Source organism: Streptomyces xanthophaeus, assembly GCF_030440515.1.
Lineage (GTDB): Bacteria > Actinomycetota > Actinomycetes > Streptomycetales > Streptomycetaceae > Streptomyces > Streptomyces kutzneri.
Map to the genome: position 1 here is coordinate 7,434,794 of NZ_CP076543.1, position 21,233 is coordinate 7,456,026.

The 21,233-nt window shown below is 73.4% G+C and carries 15 protein-coding genes and 2 pseudogenes; 12 read left to right on the forward strand and 5 right to left on the reverse strand.

Annotation, left to right across the window (positions count from 1 at the left end):
- Window positions 1–46: 46 nt before the first annotated feature.
- The 4 genes and pseudogenes from KO717_RS33225 to KO717_RS33240 all read left to right on the forward strand — a co-directional run bounded on the left by KO717_RS33225 (window position 47) and on the right by KO717_RS33240 (window position 4,305).
- Window positions 47–2,914 (forward strand): ATP-binding protein, encoded by a 2,868-nt coding sequence (locus KO717_RS33225; RefSeq protein ID WP_301373153.1) that lies wholly within the window; start codon window positions 47–49, stop codon window positions 2,912–2,914.
- A gap of 34 nt (window positions 2,915–2,948) precedes the next feature.
- Window positions 2,949–3,125, forward strand: a pseudogene (locus KO717_RS33230) (maleylpyruvate isomerase N-terminal domain-containing protein); the annotation flags it as partial.
- A gap of 76 nt (window positions 3,126–3,201) precedes the next feature.
- Window positions 3,202–3,717 (forward strand): annotated as a pseudogene (locus KO717_RS33235) (maleylpyruvate isomerase family mycothiol-dependent enzyme); the annotation flags it as partial.
- 87 nt (window positions 3,718–3,804) lie between these two features.
- Window positions 3,805–4,305 (forward strand): hypothetical protein, encoded by a 501-nt coding sequence (locus KO717_RS33240; RefSeq protein WP_030723069.1) that lies wholly within the window; start codon window positions 3,805–3,807, stop codon window positions 4,303–4,305.
- A 25-nt stretch (window positions 4,306–4,330) separates the two neighbouring features.
- Here KO717_RS33240 and kstD read toward each other — a convergent pair whose 3' ends face one another.
- The 3 genes from kstD to KO717_RS33255 form a co-directional block, all read right to left on the reverse strand.
- Window positions 4,331–6,124 carry a 3-oxosteroid 1-dehydrogenase gene (kstD, locus tag KO717_RS33245; protein ID WP_301373154.1) on the reverse strand — a complete coding sequence of 598 codons (1,794 nt, stop codon included), beginning with the start codon at window positions 6,122–6,124 and terminating at the stop codon, window positions 4,331–4,333.
- A 90-nt stretch (window positions 6,125–6,214) separates the two neighbouring features.
- A complete protein-coding gene (locus tag KO717_RS33250) occupies window positions 6,215–6,808 on the reverse strand; it encodes a hypothetical protein (RefSeq protein ID WP_301373155.1) in 594 nt (197 codons plus the stop codon).
- Window positions 6,809–7,018: 210 nt separating this feature from the next.
- Window positions 7,019–8,143 carry an aminoglycoside phosphotransferase family protein gene (locus KO717_RS33255; protein ID WP_301373156.1) on the reverse strand — a complete coding sequence of 375 codons (1,125 nt, stop codon included), beginning with the start codon at window positions 8,141–8,143 and terminating at the stop codon, window positions 7,019–7,021.
- A 231-nt stretch (window positions 8,144–8,374) separates the two neighbouring features.
- On the opposite strand from KO717_RS33255, the gene KO717_RS33260 reads away from it, so the two are divergent.
- The gene (locus tag KO717_RS33260) at window positions 8,375–9,871 is read left to right on the forward strand and encodes a DNA-binding protein NsdB (protein ID WP_301373157.1); all 1,497 of its coding nucleotides are present in this window, start codon (window positions 8,375–8,377) and stop codon (window positions 9,869–9,871) included.
- A 134-nt stretch (window positions 9,872–10,005) separates the two neighbouring features.
- Here the strand turns inward: KO717_RS33260 and KO717_RS33265 are convergent, their stop codons facing one another.
- Window positions 10,006–11,427: a PP2C family protein-serine/threonine phosphatase gene (locus KO717_RS33265; RefSeq protein ID WP_301373158.1), complete on the reverse strand. Its 1,422-nt coding sequence runs from the start codon at window positions 11,425–11,427 to the stop codon at window positions 10,006–10,008.
- A 489-nt stretch (window positions 11,428–11,916) separates the two neighbouring features.
- Between KO717_RS33265 and KO717_RS33270 the strand changes: the two genes are divergently transcribed.
- From KO717_RS33270 to KO717_RS33285, 4 genes are all read left to right on the forward strand, one after another.
- Window positions 11,917–14,145, forward strand: coding sequence for a xanthine dehydrogenase family protein molybdopterin-binding subunit (locus KO717_RS33270; RefSeq protein ID WP_301373159.1), 2,229 nt, complete (start codon window positions 11,917–11,919; stop codon window positions 14,143–14,145).
- A 21-nt stretch (window positions 14,146–14,166) separates the two neighbouring features.
- The gene (locus tag KO717_RS33275; RefSeq protein ID WP_301373160.1) at window positions 14,167–14,622 is read left to right on the forward strand and encodes a (2Fe-2S)-binding protein; all 456 of its coding nucleotides are present in this window, start codon (window positions 14,167–14,169) and stop codon (window positions 14,620–14,622) included.
- A 177-nt stretch (window positions 14,623–14,799) separates the two neighbouring features.
- Window positions 14,800–16,236 (forward strand): PucR family transcriptional regulator, encoded by a 1,437-nt coding sequence (locus KO717_RS33280; protein WP_301373161.1) that lies wholly within the window; start codon window positions 14,800–14,802, stop codon window positions 16,234–16,236.
- 51 nt (window positions 16,237–16,287) lie between these two features.
- Window positions 16,288–18,228 (forward strand): APC family permease, encoded by a 1,941-nt coding sequence (locus KO717_RS33285; protein WP_301373162.1) that lies wholly within the window; start codon window positions 16,288–16,290, stop codon window positions 18,226–18,228.
- Here the strand turns inward: KO717_RS33285 and KO717_RS33290 are convergent.
- A complete protein-coding gene (locus KO717_RS33290; protein WP_301373163.1) occupies window positions 18,146–19,438 on the reverse strand; it encodes a helix-turn-helix domain-containing protein in 1,293 nt (430 codons plus the stop codon). The genes KO717_RS33285 and KO717_RS33290 overlap by 83 nt on opposite strands.
- 129 nt (window positions 19,439–19,567) lie before the next feature.
- Between KO717_RS33290 and KO717_RS33295 the strand changes: the two genes are divergently transcribed.
- The 3 genes from KO717_RS33295 (at window position 19,568) to KO717_RS33305 (ending at window position 21,195) form a co-directional block, all read left to right on the forward strand.
- Window positions 19,568–20,131, forward strand: a complete 564-nt coding sequence (locus tag KO717_RS33295; protein ID WP_189742672.1) for a TetR/AcrR family transcriptional regulator — start codon at window positions 19,568–19,570, stop codon at window positions 20,129–20,131.
- Between the two features lie 56 nt (window positions 20,132–20,187).
- Window positions 20,188–20,808: a DUF6461 domain-containing protein gene (locus tag KO717_RS33300; protein WP_301373164.1), complete on the forward strand. Its 621-nt coding sequence runs from the start codon at window positions 20,188–20,190 to the stop codon at window positions 20,806–20,808.
- Between the two features lie 144 nt (window positions 20,809–20,952).
- Window positions 20,953–21,195, forward strand: a complete 243-nt coding sequence (locus KO717_RS33305; protein WP_437184608.1) for a helix-turn-helix domain-containing protein — start codon at window positions 20,953–20,955, stop codon at window positions 21,193–21,195.
- Window positions 21,196–21,233 lie beyond the last annotated feature (38 nt).

Genomic DNA, 21,233 nt, shown 5'->3' on the forward strand with positions numbered 1-21,233 from the left:
CGCGGGCGTACGCTGAACCCCCGAACAGGCCTGGGGGGTACCAGCCATGACGGACCGCCGGACCCGCACACGGCGCACGATGGTCGAACGCGATGCCGAACTCGCGATCGTCGAAGAAGCCCTGGACCAACTCACCGGTCCCGGGCCGGACGCGGGTGGCGCGCTGCTCGCCTTCTCCGGCCCCGCCGGACTCGGCAAGACCACCCTGCTCGCCGAACTGCGCCGCCGCGCCCTCGCCCGTACCTGCACCGTCCTCGCCGCCCGGGGCGGCGAACAGGAGCAGAGCCAGCCCTTCCACGTCGCCCGCCAGCTCATCCAGCCCCAGCTCGCCGGCACCTCCGAGCAGGAACTGCGCGCCGCACTCGGCGGCTGGTACTCCATCGTCGGCCCGGCCCTCGGACTCTGCGCCCCGGAACAGGGCGTCCCGCCCGACCCCCAAGGTCTGCGCGACGGGCTCGACTGGGTGCTCACCCACCTCGTCGTCAAGCGCGCCCCCGTCGTCCTGGTCCTCGACGACGCCCACTGGGCCGACCCCGAGTCCCTCGGCTGGCTCGCCGCCTTCGCCCCGCGCGCCGAACACCTCCCGCTGCTCCTCGTCGTCGCCTACCGCCCCGACGAACTGCCCGCGCACGCCGACGCCTTCCGTACGCTGCCCGGCCGGGCGGGACAGCGCCCGCTGCCCCTGGCCCCGCTCACCCCCGCCGCCGTCGCCACCCTGGTCCGCGAGGCCGTCGGCGCACACGCCGACGACGCCTTCTGCCAGGAGGCCTGGGCCGTCACCACCGGCAACCCCTTCGAGGCTGTCGAACTCACCGCCAAGGTCCGCGGCAAGGGCCTGACCCCGGTCGAGGCGAACGCCCCGCAGCTGCGCGACCTCGCCGCCGCCCAGCGCGGCAGCGGCCTCGTCGCCCGCCTCGAACGCCTCGGCCCCTCCACCGTCCGCTTCGCCTGGGCCTGTGCCGTCCTCGGCACCGCCATTCCGCAGGACCTCGCCGCCAGGGTCGCCGCCCTCGGAGCCGAGGAGGCCTCGGACGCCACCCGGCGGCTGCGCGACGCCCGTATCCTCTCTGCGGCCGCCGCCGAGGAACCCGAGGCCGAGGCCGGGCTGGAGTTCGTCCACCCGCTCATCGCCACCTCCATCTACCGGGCCATCCCGGACGCGCTCCGAGTCGCCCTGCACGGCAAGGCCGCGGCGGCCGTCGTCGACGCCGGACTCGGCTCCTCCGCGGCCGCCCGCCACCTGCTGGAGACCCACCCCGAGAACGACCCCTGGGTCGTACGCACCCTGCGCGAGGCCGCCGGCGAGAACCTGCGGGCCGGCGCCCCCGAAGCCGCCCGCCGCCAGCTCGCCCGCGCGCTGCTCGAACCCCCGGACTTCGACGAACGGGCCGCCGTCCTCTACGAACTGGGCTGCGCCTCCCTGCTCACCGAGCCCGCCAACACGGTCAACCACCTGCGGGCCGCCCTGGCCGAGCCCTCCGACGACCCGGCCCTGCGCCAGGGCATCGTCATCCGGCTCGCCCAGGTCCTCGCGCACAGCGACCGGCTCGCCGAGGCCTCCGAATCACTGGCCCGGGAGATCCCGTACACCCAGGACGTACGCGCCCGGCTGCGCCTGCAGTCCGAGCAGTTCATGTGGGACGCCTTCAACGCCGCCGAGACCGACTCCCCGGCCCGCTCCCGCCGGCTCGCCCGCCTCGCCGACCGGCTGACCGGGCGCGATCTCACCGAGCGGTACATCATCGGGCTGCGCGCCTGGGACGCCTGCCTGCGGGGCGAGCCGGTCGACGTGGTGCTGCACCACGCCGGACGGGTGCTGGAGCGGCCCTTCAGCTGGGCCCACGAGGATCGCGGCTTCGAGGTCCCCGTCCTGGTCGCGATGGCCCACATGTACACCGACCGGCCAGGACGTGCCGAGGAGCTGTTCGAGGCGGGCACCGCCGAGTTCGAGCACCACGGCTGGCGCGGGGCGCACCTCTCCTTCGCCTACAGTCTGCGGGCCTACGTCCGCTACCGGCGCGGGCGGCTCGTGGAGGCCGAGGAACTGGCCCGGGCCGGGCTGCGGCTCGCCGAACGCGTGGGCCGGCGCACCCCCGTGCACTGGTACGCCATAGCCATCCTCCTCACCACCCTGCTCGCCCGGGGCCGGCCCGAGGAGGCCTGGGACCTGGCCCGTGAGCACGAGTACGGCAGCCCCTTCCCGGCAGCCGTGGTCTTCCCCGACTCGCAGACCGTGTACGCCGAACTGCTCCTGTCCCGGGGCGAGGTGCAGGCCGCGATCGTCGAACTGGAGGCGGTCGACCGGCGGCTGACCCCGCGCGGCATCCAGAATCCGGCCTGGTGCCCGTGGCAGCTGCACCTGGCCCGGGCGGTCGTCGCCGACGATCCGCAGCGGGCCCGCGCCCTGGCCGACGACGCCGTCCGGCGGGCCCGCGCCTTCGGCGCCGCCTCGGGCATCGGCCAGGCCCTGCGGGTGGCGGCACAGGTCGCCGCCCCCGAGGAGCGGGCCGGGCTCCTCCAGGAGGCGGTCACCCTGCTCTCGGCCTCACCGGCGGGCTACGAACTGGCCTGCGCCCTGGCCGCGCTCGGCACCGAGCTGCGGGACGCGGACCTGCTGATGCAGGCCGTCGTGACGGCGCGGGAATGCGGTGCGGACGGGCTCGCCGCGGAGACCACCGACACCCTGCTGGGCCTGGGCGGCGCCCTGCCGTGCGGGCTGGCCTGGGAGGACGGGCTCACGGAGGAGGAGCGGCAGGCGGCCGACCTCGCGGTGCGCGCCGAGAAGGAGCCCGTGCCGGAGACGGTGGTGCTGCCCTCTCCGGACTGGGCACTGTCGGCGGCCTGCCGCAAGCTGGGCACCGACCGGACCGGGCTCAGGGACGCACTGGAGGCGTTCGCCCGTAGCTCAACGTGATCGGATCCACCGCCCGGTGGGCAGGGGTGGACCCATGGATCATGTCGACAGACTCGCCCCCTTCCGGACCGAGGCGGCAGCGTTCGAGAAGGCCGTGCGCCAGGCGTTCGACCTCGGAGAGCCGGTGCCCGCGGTGCCCGCGTGCCCCGGCTGGACGGTCACCGACCTCGTCCGGCACCTGGGCGGAGTACACCGCTACCTCGCGTACGTCCTGCGCGAACGGCTCACGGCTCACGGCTCCGCCCGACCCGGCCGGCCTCGCCCTCCCCGAGGTCCCCGGCGATCCGGACGCGCTGACCGACTGGTTCGTGCAGGGCGCCCGGGAGCTGGCCGAGCTCTTCCACGAGCTGGGGCCGGACACGGCGGTCTGGACCTGGTCGGCGGAGCAGACCACGGGATTCTGGCTCCGGATGCAGCTGATCGAGCTGGCCGTGCACCGCTGGGACGCCGAATCCGCGACCGGCACCCCGGGCCGCCTCGACCCGGCCGTGGCCGCGGACGCCGTGACCCAGACGATCGAGGTGATGGCCCCGGCCCGCCGCGGCTGGCAGCAGGCACCGCCGGGCACGGGGGAGAGGTACCGCTTCCGGCGTACCGACGGTCCGGAATCCTGGACGGTCGTCCTCTCGGGGGACCGGGTCCTGCTGGAGCCCGGTGCCACCGCCCCGGCGGACGTCGAGGCCTCCGGGACCGCCTCCGACCTCGCCCTGTTCCTCTGGCGCCGCCTCCCGCCCACCGCCCTGCGCGTCACCGGCGACGCCGCCCTGCTCCCGCACTGGTTCACGCTCGTCCCCCCGGTCTGACGGGCCGGGCCGGGGGCCCGGCCCGGACAGGTCCCCGGATGAGGGCCCCCGGGCCGGAAAACTCGCGCGGCCACGTACCATGGCGGCATGTCCTTCCTCCGCCGCCACCGCGCCGCCACACCCGCCGGCCCGGACTTCGATGTCCTGGCCATGGACCCGGGGGACTGGCCGGGCAATCTCGGGGCCGGGCTGCTGCCCGCGCCCGACGGCAGCTGCCAGGGTGTCTTCCTCCGCTACGACCTGTTCGGCGGACGCGGCCCCGCGATGATCATCGGGAACCTCCCGGAGGGCTCCCCGGCCCGGGACCTCACCGACGGCCAGATCCCCTTCGAGGTGGCCCAGCTCCTCGACGCACTGGAGAACGACGAGGACGTCGAGGTCACCGGCGTCGAGGACTGCCCCGTCATGCAGGGCGACAACCTCCTCATCGTCCGGAAGATCAAGCTTTCGGAGTCCCGCATCTCCTGCGTCCAGTTCGACCGCAGTGACAACGTGCTGGTCACCATCGCCAGCTGGGACCGCCCGATCACCGATGACCTCTACGCCCTCCTGAAGCCGCTCCCCGCCGAGCTCTTCCAGCAGGGCTGACCGTCCGCATCCCCCGGCGCGGGCGTCACGCGTCCGCGATGGCGTTCGCCGCCACGTAGCCGAAGGTCATCGCGGGGCCGATCGTCGATCCGGCCCCCGCATAGCTGTGGCCCATCACCGCCGCGCTCGCGTTGCCGGCCGCGTACAGGCCCGGGATCACCGAACCGTCCGGGCGCAGGGCCCGCGCCCGGGCGTCCGTCACGATGCCGCCCTTCGTCCCGAGATCTCCCGGCACGATCTTGAACGCGTAGAACGGCGGGACCCAGACGGGTGCCAGACACGAGTTCGGGTGCACGTTCGGGTCCGTGTAGTAGTGGTCGTAGGCCGTGTCGCCCCGGTGGAAGTCGGCGTCGTCGCCGCTCCACGCCTGCGCGTTGAACCGGCCCAGCGTCGCCCGCAGCGCCGCCGCCGGGACCCCGATCTGACCGGCCAGCGCGTCCCAGGTCCACGCCTTCTTCGCCGCGCCCGCCTGGTACCACGAGTCCGGGAAGGGCAGCGTCGGCAGGATGTCCTTGAACAGGTACCTGTTGCGGTAGTTCTGATCCACGATCAGCCACGCCGGGATGTGCGAGCCGGCCGCGCCCCGGTCCTTCTCGTACATCACGTGCACCACATCGCTGTACGGCGCCGCCTCGTTGACGAACCGCGCGCCGTTCGCGTTCACGATCAGCCCGCCCGGCAGGGTCCGTTCGGCGAGACAGAAGTACGGCTCCCCGGGCAGCGGGATCGACGGACCCCACCACGCGTCCTCCATCAGCGCCAGCGAGGCACCGGCCCGCTGCCCCGCCCGGATCCCGTCGCCGGTGTTCTCCTTCGCGCCCACCGACCACTGGGTGCCGATCGGCTGCTGCTGGTACTGCGCCCGCATCGCCGCGTTGTGCTCGAACCCGCCGGAACCGATGACCACCCCGCGCCGGGCCCGCACGGTGCCCCGTACGCCGCCCTGCTCCACCACCACGCCGGTGACCGCGCCGCCCTCCAGGACCAGGTCCACCAGCGGACTGTTCAGCCACACCGGAACCCCGGCCCGCTGGAGCCCGGCGCGCAGCCCGGCCGCCAGGGCCTGGCCCATCGTCAGCGGCTTCTCGCCGCGCAGCGCCGCCTTCGTGCCGCGCGCCAGGCACTCGGTGGACACGGCGAGCCCCTTGGCGCTCACCGCTGCCAGGTTCAGCCACTTGTAGTCCTGGCTGAAGACCACCATCCCGGCCGGGACCGGCATGTACGCCGGGTTCAGGCGGGCCAGTTCGGCGCCCAGGACGTTCCCGTCGATCTGGTCCGGCTCGATGGAGCGGCCGTTCGGCAGTCCGCCCGGCAGGTCGGGGTAGTAGTCGCTGTAGCCCTCCATGAAGCGGAACCTCAGCGGGCTGTTGGCCATCACGAAGTCCAGCATCCGCGGCCCGTTGGCGAGGAACGCGGCCTGCCGGTCGGCCGGCACCTCGGGCCCGACCACGGCCGCGAGGTACGTCGCGGCCTTCTGCGGGGTGTCCGGCACCCCCGCACCCAGGATCACCGAATTGTTGGGCAGCCAGATACCCGCTCCGGACCGGGCGGCCGATCCGCCGAAGGTCGGGGCCTTCTCCACCACCAGCACACTCAGCCCCCGCTTGGCGGCGGTGAGCGCGGCGGTCATCCCGGCGGCCCCGGACCCGACCACGACGACGTCGTACTCGCCGAGCGGGGGTCCGTCCTGGGCGCCTTCGGCCCGGGCGGTGGCGGAGGGCAGCACGGTGGCGGCGAGCACCCCGGCCCCCGTACCGGCGAGGACCGCACGTCTGGACGGGAGGGGGGCGGGGTTGGTGCGTGAAGCGCTTGCGGACATGGGCAGGCTCCAGCGGTGTGGGGAGGAGGGGAAGTGCCTCCAGCATTTCTGATGCTGAGTCAGAAAAGGTGTTCGGGGGATCATGTGATGTCAAGGCATCCGGCGCCGCCGCCTCCAGTAGGCCACGGTCACCACGCCGAGCAGCGGACCCCACAGGACGAGCGGGGCGTAGCAGACGTAGAACCACGCCGCGGTCCAGCCACCCACCTCACTGGGGAAGTTCGCAGGCACCGGATCTCCCTGGACGGTGGTCCCGGCCACCTGGGTCACCGCCGCGAGGACCGTCCACAGAGCGGTCAGCGCGACGGCGCCGAGCGCCGCCGGGACGGCGGCCGCCGCCACCGGGATCCGCCGGCCGCCCAGCACCGGGATCCACCGGGGGACCACCTCGCCCCACGCGGCCACCAGCCCGACCGCCGTGAACGCCAGCAGCTCGGACACGACCGAGAGGAGGACGACGTACACCTCCAGCGGCAGCCAGTCCGGCAGCTGCCCGCTGTCCGCCTCGGAGTGGTCGACGAAGAGAAGGCCCAACCGCCAGATACCGGACGGCAGAACGGTGAGGGGGACGGCGTACGCGGCGACCCGCGCCCAGCGTGGAACTCCCGCCACCGGGGCGTGCGCGGCCCTCCAGGCGGCGCCGACGCGCCCGCCCGCCGGTCGGGCATCGGAATGTACGGACACGGTTTCCTCCGGAGTCGCGGGCAGCCCTTGCCCGCTCCCCTCCGAAGGTCGCAGCTGCCCGGCGGCGCGCGGATCGCCCGCCGGGCGGATCCGGCTCCCCCGTACGGGGGAGCCGGTCCCCGTCCCTCGTCCCCCGTACCCCTGTCGCACCCGCGAACGGCGAAGCCCCGTGGCGGTGGGGGCCACGGGACTTCGCGTATCGGGGGACGGTCAGCGCGTGCCGACCGCCGCGCGGACCGCTCGGCGCGCCATCCCTGCGTCGTCGTGCAGGCGGCGGAGCAGCAGCCGCTGTTCCTCACCGGAGGACAGGGCGCCCACCGGCAGCGGCTGGGTCGGGGCGGTCGCCAGCATCGAGCGCTGCACCGCCGTCTCGGACATCCGGATCTCCCGGGTCAGGACCAGCATCAGATTGACCAGGAAGGCGTCCCGCGCCGCCGGACCGGCCGACTGGGCGAGCCGGCTGATCTGGGCGCGGGCGGCCGGGGCATCACCCAGTACCGTCCACAGCGTGGCCAGGTCGTATCCCGGCAGGTACCAGCCCGCGTGCTCCCAGTCGAGCAGGACCGGACCGGCCGGCGACAGCAGCAGGTTCGACAGCAGGGCGTCACCGTGGTTGAACTGCAGCGCCGTGCCCGACAGCTTCACGCCGTGCAGCAGCTTCTGCAGGTCGCCGAGGTCCCGGTCGGTCAGCAGGCCCAACTCGTAGTCGCGGGCGATCCGCCGCGCGTAGTTCATCGGGGTGCCGAACAACTCCGCCGGCGGCCGCCACTGGTTGACCCGGCACACCGCGCCCAGGGCCGCCCGGAGGTCCACCCGCGGCGGCGGCTCCACCGGGTGCCGCTGCAGTGCCGCGACCCGGCCGGCCATCCGCTCCACCACGAGCGTGCAGTTCTCGGGGTCGGCGGCGATCAGCCGCGGCACCCGGACCGGTGGGCGGTGCCGGACGAAGGCCCGGTATGCCGCTATTTCGTGCCGGTAGCGCTCACGCCACTCGGGCGAGTGGTCCAGTAAAACCTTCGCGACGGCGGTCATCCGTCCGGTGGTGCCGACCAGGAGGACAGAACGGCCGCTGCGCCGTAGTACCTGCACCGGGGCGAACTCCGGACAGATCCGCTGCACCGAGGCGAGGGCGGTGCGCAGCTGCGCCCCCTGCGGCCCCGAGAGGTCGATTCTTCCGCTGACGGGCAGTGATCCGGTACCCGGCATCCGCCGCGCCCGGACGGCGCCCTGCGCCGGGGCCGACGGGCGGCCGGGTTCGAGGTAGGGGCCGCCGCCAGCCGGGAGCGTGCGGTGCGACCGGACCGGTGCGGACACGGAGGACGTTGCTGCGTACATGGTGATACGGATCCCTTCGTGCGCCGACGAGTTGCGTACGCCGCCCCGCCGGATCCCGTACTTCACCCTGGGGAGTTCCGCCGGTGAACCGGGTCGGGGAGGCGCATTCCTACCTGACACCGAGCGCAAGGTGGCGAACCATCGGGCGTGCCCTGGCGAAGCCTGGCGAATAGTCGCTGGGCATCTGACGGCGGGCTACTGTCAATTCAGCCGAGAACCTGGGGGCTTGACGTGAGCAAAGGTCCAAACACCCGCTTGAACGACCTGTTCGGCCTGGCCGGCTGGTCGAAGGGCGAACTGGCGAGGATGGTGAACAGGCAGGCGGCGGCCATGGGCCACCCCCAGCTGGCCACCGACACCTCGCGGGTGCGGCGCTGGATCGACATGGGGGAGGCCCCCCGCGAACCGGTGCCCACGGTACTGGCAGCACTGTTCACCGAGCGGCTCGGTCGTGTCGTGACCATCGAGGACCTCGGGTTCGTACGGCAGCGGCGCACCTCCAGACGGCAGCCGGACGGGGCTCGTGAGAACCCCGACGGGATGCCCTGGGCGCCCGAACGCACAGCCGCGGTCCTCACCGAATTCACGGGAATGGACCTCATGCTCAACCGTCGCGGTCTGATGGGCGCGGGAGCGGTGCTCACCGCCGGCTCCGCCCTCAGCAACGCCATGTACGACTGGCTGCACACCGACCCCGCCCGGGCCGAGGAGGCACGGAACTTCGGGGAATCCTTCCAGGCCGACCCAGCGGGCTACGACCGCTACGAGGCCGCTCCGATCGGTTCCCAGGAGATCCAGGCCCTGGAGCGCTCCGTGGAGGTGTTCCGTGCCTGGGACGCCTCCAGAGGCGGCGGTCTCCAGCGCAAGGCCGTCGTCGGCCAGCTCAACGAGGTCGGCGGCATGCTCGCCTACCACCACCCCGACCACCTCCAGCGGCGGCTCTGGGGGGTGGCGGCCAACTTGGCGGTCCTCGCCGGCTGGATGTCCCACGACGTGGGCCTCGAACCCACGGCGCAGAAGTACTTCGTCATCGCCGCGCACGCGGCCCGCGAGGGCGGCGACCGGCCGCGCGCGGGCGAGGCACTGTCCCGCGCCGCCCGGCAGATGGTCCACCTGGGCAAGCCGAACGAGGCCCTGGACCTGATGAAGCTCGCCCAGTCCGGGTCCGGCGAGCAGACCCTCCCGCGGACGCGCGCCATGCTGCACACCATCGAGGCCTGGGCGCAGGCGGCCATGGGCAAGGGCCAGGCCATGCGCCGCACCCTGGGCGAGGCGGAGGAGCTGTTCGTCTCCGACAAGGGTGATGTGTCGCCGCCGAGTTGGATGCAGCACTTCGACGAGGCCGATCTGCACGGCATGCAGGCCCTCGCCTACCGGACCCTCGCGGACCACGACGCCGCCGCAGCGCCGATCGCCGCGCGCCATGCCAAGGAGGCCCTGCGGCTGCGCGGCGAGGGCTACCAGCGCTCGCAGATCTTCGACTACATCTCGATGGCCTCGGCCTGCTTCATCGCCGACGAGCCGGAGCAGGCCGACCGGTACGCGCGCCTCGCCCTGGTCTCGATGAACGAGACCTCCTCGCACCGGACCTGGGACCGGCTGCGGGAGATGTACCGGCTCACCGCCCAGTACTCCGGGTACGCGCGCATCGAGGACCTCCGCCAGGAGATCAAGCTGGCCCTCCCCGACACTCCGGCGCCGCGCGGCGCGCGCGGTACGGGGGTGTAGTCCCACGCCGGCCCCCGCACGTTCGCCGCACGCCTTGCACGAAGCCCCGTACGGAGACGAGAAAGGCCGCGCCTTCCGGCGCGGCCCTGAAGCCCTTACAGCTTCGGCCCTACAACCTTGCGGTACGGAGCCCGTTACCCGCCGACCCGGGCGACGAGCATGCAGGCGTCGTCCTCGCGCTCGCTCTCGCCGAACTCCTCGATCACGATCCGCAGGCACTCCTGCGCCGACTGCGCCGCCGAGAACCGCGGCGCGAGCGCCAGCAGCCGCTCGGTCCCGTCCGCCCGGCTGAACTCGATGCTGCGCGGGGTGAGTCCGTCCGTGTGCAGGACCAGCAGGTCCCCCACTTCGAGGCGTTCCTCGGCCTGCCCGTACGAGGCTCCGGAGGTCGCGCCCAGCAGGACGCCCTCCGGCGGCAGCAGGGAGCGCCCCGACCCGCGGCGGAACAGCAGGGGTGCCGGGTGGCCCGCCTGCGCCCAGGAGAGGACCCGGCGCGCGGGATCGTAGCGGCAGCACACGGCCGATCCGAGTGCCGGCTGGACGGAGGTCTCCAGGAGCTGGTTGAGCCAGCCCATCAGCGGGCCGGGCTCGATGCCCGCCATGGCCATGCCGCGCAGGGCGCCCAGCATCATCGCCATCCCGGAGGTGGCGGTCACCCCGTGTCCGGTCAGGTCACCGACCGTCAGCATCGAGCAGCCGTCGGGGAGTTCGAGCGCGTCGTACCAGTCGCCGCCGATCAGCGCGCTGGTCGCGGAGGGCAGGTAGTGCGCCGCCACGTCCAGCGTGCCGGCGCTGCCGTACGGGAACCGCAGGGAGCCGCGCCACGGGGGGAGCACGGCTTCCTGCAGCTCGACCGCCAGCCGGCGCTCGGTCTGCGCGATCTCCCGCTGGCGCTGCAGCGAGTCACGTGACTCGCGCACCGCCCGCTGGCTCCGGCGCAGTTCACTCACGTCCCGCAGGACGGCCCACATCGAGGCCGTACAGCCGTCGGAGTCGAGTACCGGCTCGCCCCTCATGTGCAAGGTCCGGACCCGGCCGTCGGCCCGGACGATGCGGAATTCGCCGTCGATCGGTTTGCCGTCCACCAGGCAGGCGGTGACCCACGCGGTGAGCAGCGGCTGGTCCTCCGAGAAGAGGGTCGAGCCCAGTTCGTCGAGGGGGAGCGCACCGGACTCGGGCGAGCGGCCGAAGATCTGGAACAGCTCGTCGGACCAACTCACCTCGTCCGTGAGCAGGTTCCACTCGGCGCTGCCGACGCGGGTCTGGGCCTCGGGCACGGCCTCGGGCGCCGCCTGCGGCTGTCCGGCGGGCTCGGGCGCCGGCGGCAGGCCCTCCTTGAGCTGGTCGAGGTGCTCGCGGAGGTCGTCGAGGTGGTGGACGGCGAGATCGCACAGTGCGCGCTGCCAGCGGCCCTGGGCATCGTCGTCGTCGACGACGGTGTCGCGGCGGACCGCGTCCACTTCCCCCCGCAGCCGCCGGGTCTGCGAGATCAGCGCGTCCACCGACCCCGGCTCGGGCGGCTGCGCGGGACGGTCCGCGAACAGGTGGGACGGCATGAGAACTCCGATACAGGCGCGGCACGGCCAAGTCTGAAGGAAGGACCGGTAACGACTGTTGCACAGGGCGCGACGGTGTGTAAGGCGTTTGGCAACATCCGCTACGTTCTTGCTTCTGGTATATGCCGCAGGCCTTCCGGCACGTCCGCGGCGTGCGAACGAATCCGGTCAGGCGAACTCCGGGGCACCGCAACGGCATCGGCCGGTGGGGGTCGTTCCGCCGTGGGAACGGCGGCCGGAATCAGGCCATCCGGCGGCCGCCGCTCGATCGTACGGCCGAGATGTACGAGCCCGGCCCGCTGCGCGAATTGCGTAAGGAACGGATCAAGGCGGGCCAGAGGGATACCCCCGAACGAGTGATGTCGCCCGGGATGACGCGGCGTGATCGGGACTTCCCAACACCCTGCCGGGTCGCTACCCTACGTGCCGGTAATGAACCGGGGGAGGTCTGCGCGGGCGGGCCCGCGCAGCGTGGGGACTCACAGCGACATGACCGAGCAGAACCACGCCACGGGGCAGAGCCGCCGTTCCTTCCTCACCTACCTCGTGGCCGCGCCGACCCTGGCCCTGGTCACCCGGGCCGGCGCCGACGCACTGGCCCCCCAGCCCGCCCACGCCGTGGTGCCCTCCCTGCCGGCCATCGCCGACCTGGTCGACCTGGGCGACCTGTTCATCCTGGCCGGCGCACCCACCTCGGCCCTGCTGGCGCTCGCCGTCGAGGCGGACGGCACCATCCGCTTCCGCCTGCCGCGCGAGGAGGTCGGCCAGGGCCTCACCACCGCCGTGGCCATGCTGGTCGCAGAGGAACTCGACGCGCCACTGGCCGACGTACGCGTGGAGCTGGACGACGCCCGGCCCGAGCTGCTCTTCAACCAGCTCACCGGATCCTCCAACTCCATCCGCTCCCTCTACGGACCGGTCCGCCAGTGCGCCGCCACCGCCCGGGCCCGCCTCGTCGCGGCCGCCGCCCGCCGCTGGAGCCTGGCCCCGGCCTCGCTGACCACCTCCGGCGGCGCCGTCCGCGCCCCCGACGGCCGCACCGCCGACTACGGCGGCCTCGCCGCGGCCGCCGCCGACCCCGGACTGACCGTCCTCGGCGCCACCCCCAAGAAGCGTGCCGGGCACACCCTCGTGGGCAGGCCGACCGGCCGAGTCGACGCCCGCGCCATGGTCACCGGCGCCCTGCAGTACACCCTCGACCTCGACGTGCCCGGCGCCAAGCCCTGCGTCGTGCGCCGCCCGCCCACCCTCGGCGGCACCGTCCGCACCGTCACCAACCTCGCCGCCGTCCGGGCCATGCCCGGTGTCCTGCACGTGGTGACCGTCCCGACCGGGGTCGCCGTCGTCGCCGAGACCTTCGGGCAGGCCATCGAGGCCAAGGCGGCCCTCCAGGTCGCCTGGGGCCCCGGACCCGCCGACCAGCTGTCCGACGACGGGATCCGCGCCAAGCTGCGCGCCGCGACCCCACCGTTGCTGGTCCCGCCCCTGCTGACCCCGTACGTCGACGCCGAGTTCGACTTCGCCTTCGTGAGTCACGCCCCGATGGAGACCAACTGTGCCATCGCCGACGTGCGCGAGGACCGGGCCGAGATCTGGTCCGGCCTCAAGTCCCCGATCGTGGCGCGCGAGAGCATCGCCGCCGATCTCGGCCTGCCGCTGTCCAAGGTCACGGTGCACGTGGTCCAGGCCGGCGGGTCCTTCGGCCGGCGGCTCTTCTTCGACGCGGCCCTGGAGGCGGCCCGCATCTCCAAGGCCTGCCGCCGCCCGGTCCGGCTCATGTGGACCCGCGTCGACGACACGCGGCACGGCAGGATGCGCCCCGCGACCCACCACAAGATCCGGGCCACCCACCTGCTGGGCGAGGTCCTCAGCTTCGAGCACCGCGTCGCCGCCGCCGAGACCGACTTCCGGCACGGCCTGGGCGAGATCATCACCGCCACCGCGGCCAGTCTGCCGCTGGGCATCGGCAACGCCACCCTCGCCCAGACCCTCTTCCTGACCACGGTGAAGTCCCCGTACCACTTCGGACTCACGACCCAGGCCCTCACCGAGGTGCCCACCGGGATCCCCACCGCCTCCTGGCGCTCGGTCTACTCCGCCAACACCCGCGGAGCCGAGGAGATCGTGGTCGACGAGCTCGCCGCGCGGACGGGGCGGGACCCTTACCGGTTCCGGCGCACCTTCCTGAAGACCGACGCCCAGCGCGCCGTACTCGACAAGGTGGCCCAGGAGGGGAACTGGGGACGGCCGATGGAGGCCGGATGCGCCCAGGGCATCGCCTTCCACGAGGAGTACAAGTCCCGCACCGCGTGCCTCGTCGAGATCGACACCCGCGACCCCGGCCACGTCCGCGTCACCAAGGCCGTCATCGCCGTGGACGTGGGCCTGCCGGTCAATCCGCGCGGACTGGAGGCCCAGATGATCGGCGGCCTCACCGACGCGATCTCCACCACCCTGCGCGCCGGACTGCACCTCGACAAGGGGCTTCCGCTGGAGGGCAGCTACAGCCAGTTCCACTGGGCCCAGCAGCGCGACACCCCCCGGGACGTACGGGTCTTCGTGCTGCCGGCCACCGGCGAGGAGCCGGGTGGCGCGGGCGAGCTCGGTGTGCCCGCCGCCGTCGGCGCGATCGCCAACGCCTGGGCCAGGGCCACCGGTTCCAAGCCCCGCAGCTTCCCCCTCGACTTCGACGTCGACTTCACCCCCTATCCCCGATAGCCCCGGATCCAGGAGTACGCAGTGCCCTCGCACACCTTCACCGTCAACGGGCGGAGCGTCACCGTGGACGCGCCCGACGACCTGCCCCTGCTGTGGGTGCTCCGCGACATGCTGGGCGTCCGCGGCCCCAAGTACGGCTGCGGGGTGGACGTCTGCAAGGCCTGCACCAGCCACCTGGACGGCGCCGACATCCGCCCCTGCGTGGTGCCCGTCTCCGCGTGCGCCGGCCGAACGGTGACCACCATCGAGGGCCTGGCGAACGGTGAGGACCTGCACCCCGTGCAGGAGGCCTGGCTCGAACAGGACGTCGCCCAGTGCGGCTTCTGCCAGCCCGGCCAGATCATGGCCGCCGTCGCCCTGCTGAAGCGCACCGGCGAGCCCACGGACGAGGACATCGACGCCATCGCCAACATCTGCCGCTGCGGCACCTACTTCCGCATCCGGGAGGCCATCCGCAGCGCGGCGCGCAAGATGTGAGCGGCGGCGGGATCCCGGGACCTCCCCCGTGTCCGATCGCATCGAAGCCACCGGGATCCTGCCGCTCGTCGCCCAATGTAGGCGCCGGCCGTGCCGTTCGCAGGGTTCGCTCCGCCCGGTGACCACGCGAGAGCGGTATCACTGTGCACAGTGTGCGGCGGGTGGTTGAATGCCGCCGTGTCCCGGTCCGACGACGTCCTCAAGGTGCACCGGCTCGCCCACGCCGGGGGATCGGCCGCGCTCCTGGAATGGCTGGCCGCCCACCTCGGCGGATGGGTCGGGGTGGTGGATCCCGAAGCGGGGCACGGGCAGGCGCCGGAGGCCGCCGTGCGCGGCGCCGCCGAGCTGCACACCCGCGGGGTACGGTCGGCGGTCCTGCACGATGGCGAGCACGCGACGCTGCTGTTCGCGCTGGACGGTCCGCGCGCGCTGGCCGCCGTACTGGAGCAGCCGCACCACCCGGGCGCGCCCGCAATGCTCGCGGACGCCGCCGTACCGCTGGCCCTCGTCCTGCGCGCCGAGGAGGCCGTACGACGCGAGGAGCGGGTCCGGCACGCCGAGGTGCGCACCCGCGAGGCGGTCCTCCACCTGCTGATGAACGGCCTGCTCTCCACCGCCCACCAGATCGCCGGGACGCTGGGGCCCGCGCTGCCCGACCCGATGCGCATGTACGTCGTGGAGTGTCCGAGCGGCCGGCGCGGCGAAGTGAGCGGGCTGTGCCGGGAACTGACGGGCGGCCGGGCCTGGATCGTGCACTGCCCCGTCTACGTACGCCACCTCATCGTGCTCGCCCCGGCCGTCCCGGCCCCGGGCTCGGCCGCGGGCGACCCCCTGGCCGGGGCACTGGTCGAGGCGGCCCCGGACTGCGCGGTCGGGGTCAGCGGACAGACGCGCCTGAGCGAGGCCCCGGCCGCCTACACCCAGGCCTTCCACGCGCTGGCCGTCGCCCGGGGCCGGGACGAACGGCACGCCCGGTTCGGCCCCGGCCCCGAGCTGGCGCTCGCCGCGCACGAGGCGGGGGCCGGCTGGGCCGGAGCCCTGCTCGCGCCCCTGCACACGTACGAGCCCAGGCGCCCCCAGGACCCCGGCGGGCAGGAGCTGCGTGCCACGGCCGACGCCTGGCTGAACTTCACCTCGCACGCCACCCGGCTGCTGAAGATCCACCGCAACACCCTGGCCGCCCGGCTCCGCCTGATCGAGGGGCTGCTCGGCCTCGACCTGGCCCGCCTGCCCGACCAGGCGGCGCTCTCACTGGCTCTGCGGCTGACCCCGGCCGCGGGGCGGGGGAGCGGCCCGGACCCGGATCCCGCCCCCGGCCTCGACGAGGTGTTGTGCGATCCCCGCCTGACCGACTGGGCCCGTGGCCATCTGAACGGGCTGAGCGGTCCGCAAGCCCCGCCGGGGGCCCGTGACACCGTGCGCGTCTGGCTGGCGCACGACGCCCAACTCGGCCCGGCGGCGGCCGCCATGGGGGTCTCCGTCCCCGGCGCCCGCAAGCGGCTGACCCGGATCGAGGCGCTCCTGGAGCGTTCCCTGCTGCAGTCCCCGAGCGCGCGGTACGACCTGTGGCTCGCGCACCGGGCCGAGGCTCTCGCCGAGGACCTCGCCAGGTGACACAAGCCCCAGAAGGGGTGATACGCAAATCAAATGCACGATCATGCCCGAATGAGGCGCATCAATGTGAAACGCGTGCTGGTCGGCGAACCCCTCGACACCTCACGCCTGGGCGAGACCCTCCTGCCCAAAAGACTCGCCCTGCCGATCTTCTGCAGCGACCCGCTCTCCTCCGTGGCCTACGCCACCGAGGAGATCCTGCTGATCCTCGCCCTCGGCGGCGTCGCACTGCTGCACCTCACCTGGTACGCGGCCGCCGCCATCGTCTTCCTGCTCATCGTCGTCGTCGCCTCGTACCGGCAGACCTGCCACGCCTACCCCGGAGGGGGCGGCGCCTACGTCGTCAGCTCGGAGAACCTCGGCCAGACCGCCGCGCTCACCGCCGCCAGCGCCCTGCTCGTCGACTACGTGATGACCGTCGCGGTCTCCGTCGTCTCCGGCGTCTCCGCCATCACCTCGGCCATCCCCTCGCTCAGCGACCACGAAGTGGTCCTGTCCGTCGCCTTCGTGGTGCTGCTGACCCTCATGAACCTGCGCGGCGTACGGGAGTCGGGCCGCGTCTTCGCCATCCCCACCTACGGCTTCGTCCTCGTCATCTACCTCATGTTCGCCGTCGCCGCCGTACGGCTCGGGACCGGCGACACCATCCGCGCCGAGTCCGCCGACCTCCCGATCACCCCGGTCGACACCTACACCGGACTCGCCCTCGTGTTCCTCACGATGCGGGCCTTCGCCTCCGGATGCACCGCCCTCACCGGCGTCGAGGCCATCAGCAACGGCGTCCCCGCCTTCCGCAAGCCCAAGGCGAAGAACGCCGCGACCACGCTCGCCGTGATGGGCGTGCTCTCCGTGACGATGTTCGCCGGCATCACGGCCCTGGCCATGTCGTACCAGGTGCACGTCGCGGCCGACCCCACCGAACTGGGCCTGCCCCCGGGCACCCCGATGTCCACCGCCCTCGCCCAGATCGGCCGCGCCACCTTCGGCAGCTGGCACTTCCTCTTCTACCTGCTCCAGGCCGTCACCGCGGGCGTCCTGATCCTCGCCGCCAACACCGCCTTCAACGGCTTCCCGATGCTCGCCTCGATCCTGGCCAAGGACCGCTACGCGCCCCGCCAGCTCTTCAACCGCGGCGACCGGCTCGTCTACTCCAACGGCGTCGTCCTGCTCGCGCTCGCCGCCATCGCCCTCATCGTGGCCTTCGACGCCGAACTGACCCGCCTCATCCAGCTCTACATCATCGGCGTCTTCGTCTCCTTCACCCTCTCCCAGTCGGGCATGGTCCGGCACTGGAGGAAGACCCTCGCCTCACCCGCCACCCCGCGCGAGGAGCGGATCCACATCCACCGCAGGCTCGCCATCAACGCCGTCGGCGCCACCCTGACCGCCCTGGTCCTGGTCATCGTCCTGCTCACCAAGTTCACCCACGGCGCCTGGCTGGTGGTCATCGCCATGCCGCTGCTCTTCCTCGGCATGAAGGGCGTCCGCCGCCACTACGAGCAGGTCGCACGCCAGGTCGCCGTCGCTCCCGACGCCACCCCGCGCAGGCCCGCCCGCCACCACGTCCTGGTCCTGGTCGCCGCCGTGCACGCCCCGACGCTCAAGGCCATCGGCTACGCGCAGGGGCTGCGCCCGGACACCCTGACGGCGGTCACGGTCGCGGCGGACGAGAAGGAGGCGACCGGGCTGCGCGAGGCGTGGGCCGAGCACGACACCGGCCTGCCGCTGAAGATCCTGCACTCGCCGTACCGGGAGGTGGTGGGCCCGATCCTGGCCCACGTCGAGGAACTGGCCGCCGGCTCCGGCACGGACATGCTGTCGGTGGTGATCCCCGAGTACGTGGTGGGCCACTGGTGGGAGCAGCCCCTGCACAACCAGAACGCCCTGCGGCTGAAGGCGCGACTGCTCTTCACGCCGGGCGTCGCGGTGATCGACGTGCCGTACCTCCTGGAGTCCGCGAGGCCCGCGGACCCGGCGCGGCGCGGCGGGTGACCGGTTCCGTCTCGACGTGCTGCAGCACCGCCGAGTGCGCCAGCGCCAGCTCCACCACGTGCCGGGGGTCGGACAGGGAACGGCCGGTGAGCTGCTCCACGCGCCGCAGCCGGTTGGAGACGGTGTTGCGGTGGCAGTACAGCCGCTGCGCGGCGTCCGTGGTCGAACCCCGGCAGGCCAGCCAGGTGCCCAGGGTGGTCAGGAGCGTCCGCCGGTCCTCCGCGGGCAGCGCGAGCACCGGACCGAGCACCACCTGGCGCAGCCGGCCGGCGAGTTCGGCCTGGGCCGCGACCAGCGCCGCCGGCAGCCGTTCGTCCAGCAGGGCGGTGCGCGGGCCCTCGGACTCGGGGGCGGTGCGCAGTGCGAGGGCGGCCAGCCGCCGAGCCCGGGCCAGGTCGGCCGGCGCCTCGACGACCGGGCCGACCCCGGCCCGTACGCCGAGGGGCGCGAGCAGCTCCCGTACGGACTCCAGCGGATGGTGGCCCAGCTCCACCAGGCCGAGCTCGCCGTCGGCGCGGATGCGCCACAGCACGCGCGGAGCGGAGGCGGCTGCTGTCCCCCCGGCCGGCGCGACGGGGGCGACCGGGACGCCGGGCGCGGCGGCGGCCAGCACGACCACCGTGAAACGGCCCCGCTCCGGCAGCCCGAGCTGCGCGGCGGCAGCTTCGGCGGCTTCGGCGGCTTCGGCGGCCGAGCCCGGCGGCCCGTCCGCGCCGTCGAGCAGCACGTCCAGCAGGGCCGCCCGGCGCTCCCGGTCCCGGTCCGCGTGCGCGGCCTCCGTCCGGCGGTACGACTCGGTCATGGCGTCCGTCATCTGGTCCAGTACGTCCCACAGTGCGGCCGCGCCGGGCAGAAGCCGGGGCAGCGCCGCCCGGTCGTGCGCGGTCACGGCCTCCGTGAGGCTCTGCCAGAGCAGCCGGCCGCCCCGGCGGTAGGTGCGCAGCAGAGAGGTGAGCGGCAGCCCCTGCTCGGCCCGGAGCGTGCCGACGGCCCGGGCGTCGGCGAGCTCCACCGGCAGGCCCCGGGAACTGCGCAGCAGCCCTTCGACGGCCTGGCGGAGGGTGTGGTGGATCCGCTCGCGCAGCTCGGCCCGGCCCAGCAGGGCTGCGTAGGCGGGGTCCTCGGCCAGCGTCCGGTCGGCGAGCCGGTCCGCCGCCACGGCGATCCGGCGGGACAGGTCCTCGCGTATCTCCTCGATGATCCGCTCCATGACGCGCAGCCTGACACGGGGGAGGGGGTGGTGGGGAGGGCCCGGACCGGGCGCGTCCGCTACCGTGTGCGAATCACTGCACCTGCAGTGCTCACCCGACGTGCTCCACCCGCCCCCAGGGACCCGCCCATGCGCCAGAACCCGCAGCGCCGTGCCGCGCTGCTCGACGCCGCCATCGAAGTCCTGGCGCGCGAGGGATCGCGCGGTCTGACCCTGCGCGCCGTGGACGCCGAGGCCGGCGTGCCCACGGGCACCGCCTCGAACTACTTCGCCAACCGGTCCCAGCTGCTCGTACAGATCCTGCACCGCACCCGGGAACGGCTGGTCCCGGACCCGGCGGACCTCGCCGGCCCGCTGGACACCGAGGTCCTGCTCACGCGGCTCCTGGAACGGATGCGGCGCGAGCGCAGTGTGCACATCGCCATGCTGGAGCTGCGGCTGGAGGGCACCCGGCGCCCCGAGCTCCAGGCGGAGCTCGCGTCCTTCCAGGGCCTGGAGCTGGAGGCCAACATCAGGTGGCACCTGGACGCGGGGCTGCCCGGGGACCGGCAGGGCGTGGTCCTGATGTACCTGGCGATGCTCGGTCTGATCGTGGACGACCTGACCGCGCCCGCCATGCTGGAAGCGCACCCGGCGCACGGGCTCATTCGGACGATGGTCGAGCGCCTCCTCCCGGAGAAGCCTGCGGACTGACTATCGTGCCGGTGAACAAGCACCGGCGGGGTGGGGAAACCGTGGGGAGTGCGGACATGGCGGACATCGCAGAGGACGTGGCGGACGGGATACGGTGGCTGGCCCACTGGGACCAATGGTTCGCCGGTCTGACCTTCGCCCGGGGGATAGCCCCCGACGAACTCGCCACGCGGCTCGGCGCGCTCCCCGGGGTGCACCCCGGGCCGCTGGGCGCACTCGACGCCTGGAGCATGGTCACCGAGACCGTGGACGGCGACGGCGTGGCCCGGGTCGGCCGGTGGGGCGGCTGGTCCTTCGCCGTCGAACACGGTCTGCCGGCCGGAGCGGAACGGCTCGCCGAGGTCTCCCGGGGCGGCGTGGAGGCCGTCCACCTCGACCCGCAGCCCGACCACCCGCCCAAGCAGTTCGCGTACGCCCTGGACGGCGAGCTCGTGTGCTGCTTCGGCCTCGGCGAGGAATGCTGGCGCGGCGGCCACCGGCCGGACTTCCTGCTCCCGGAACTGATCGCGGCCGGCATCCTCACCCCGGACGGCGCGTGCGCCCGCCCGGCCGGCGAACCGGACGCGGACCGCGACCGCCACACCCTCGCCGTCGTGGAACGCCGCTTCGGGCTGTCCCTGCCGCGCCACCTGATCGCGGACACCCCGCTCCCGGCGTACGTGACCTGCACGCGCTAGCGGTCCGGGCCGGGGTCGGCGCCGTCCGGGGCACCCGGGATGCGGTGATCTTATGCTCAGGTTTACGCGAGTCCGCTGGTTTTGCGCCCGGTGAGCCACTTTGATGGGTTTGCCAGGCCTCGTACCGGAGCAGGGGGACTAGTCATGGGCACCGACCACAGTCAGAAGGACAGAACACCCACCCTGATCGGCTCCGTGCAGCGCGCACTGCGCCTCCTGGAAGCGATGTCCGCGGAGGGCGGGGTGACGGCCAAGAGGCTCGCCCGGCTCACCGGCATCCCCCTGCCGACCGTCTATCACTTGCTGCGCACCCTCAGCCACGAGGGCTACGTGCAGCGCGAGGGAGGGTCGTTCCGCCTCGCGGACGATCTTCCGCTCGCTTCGTGATCAAATATCGACGCGTTCCGGCCAACGTCTCGCACCCT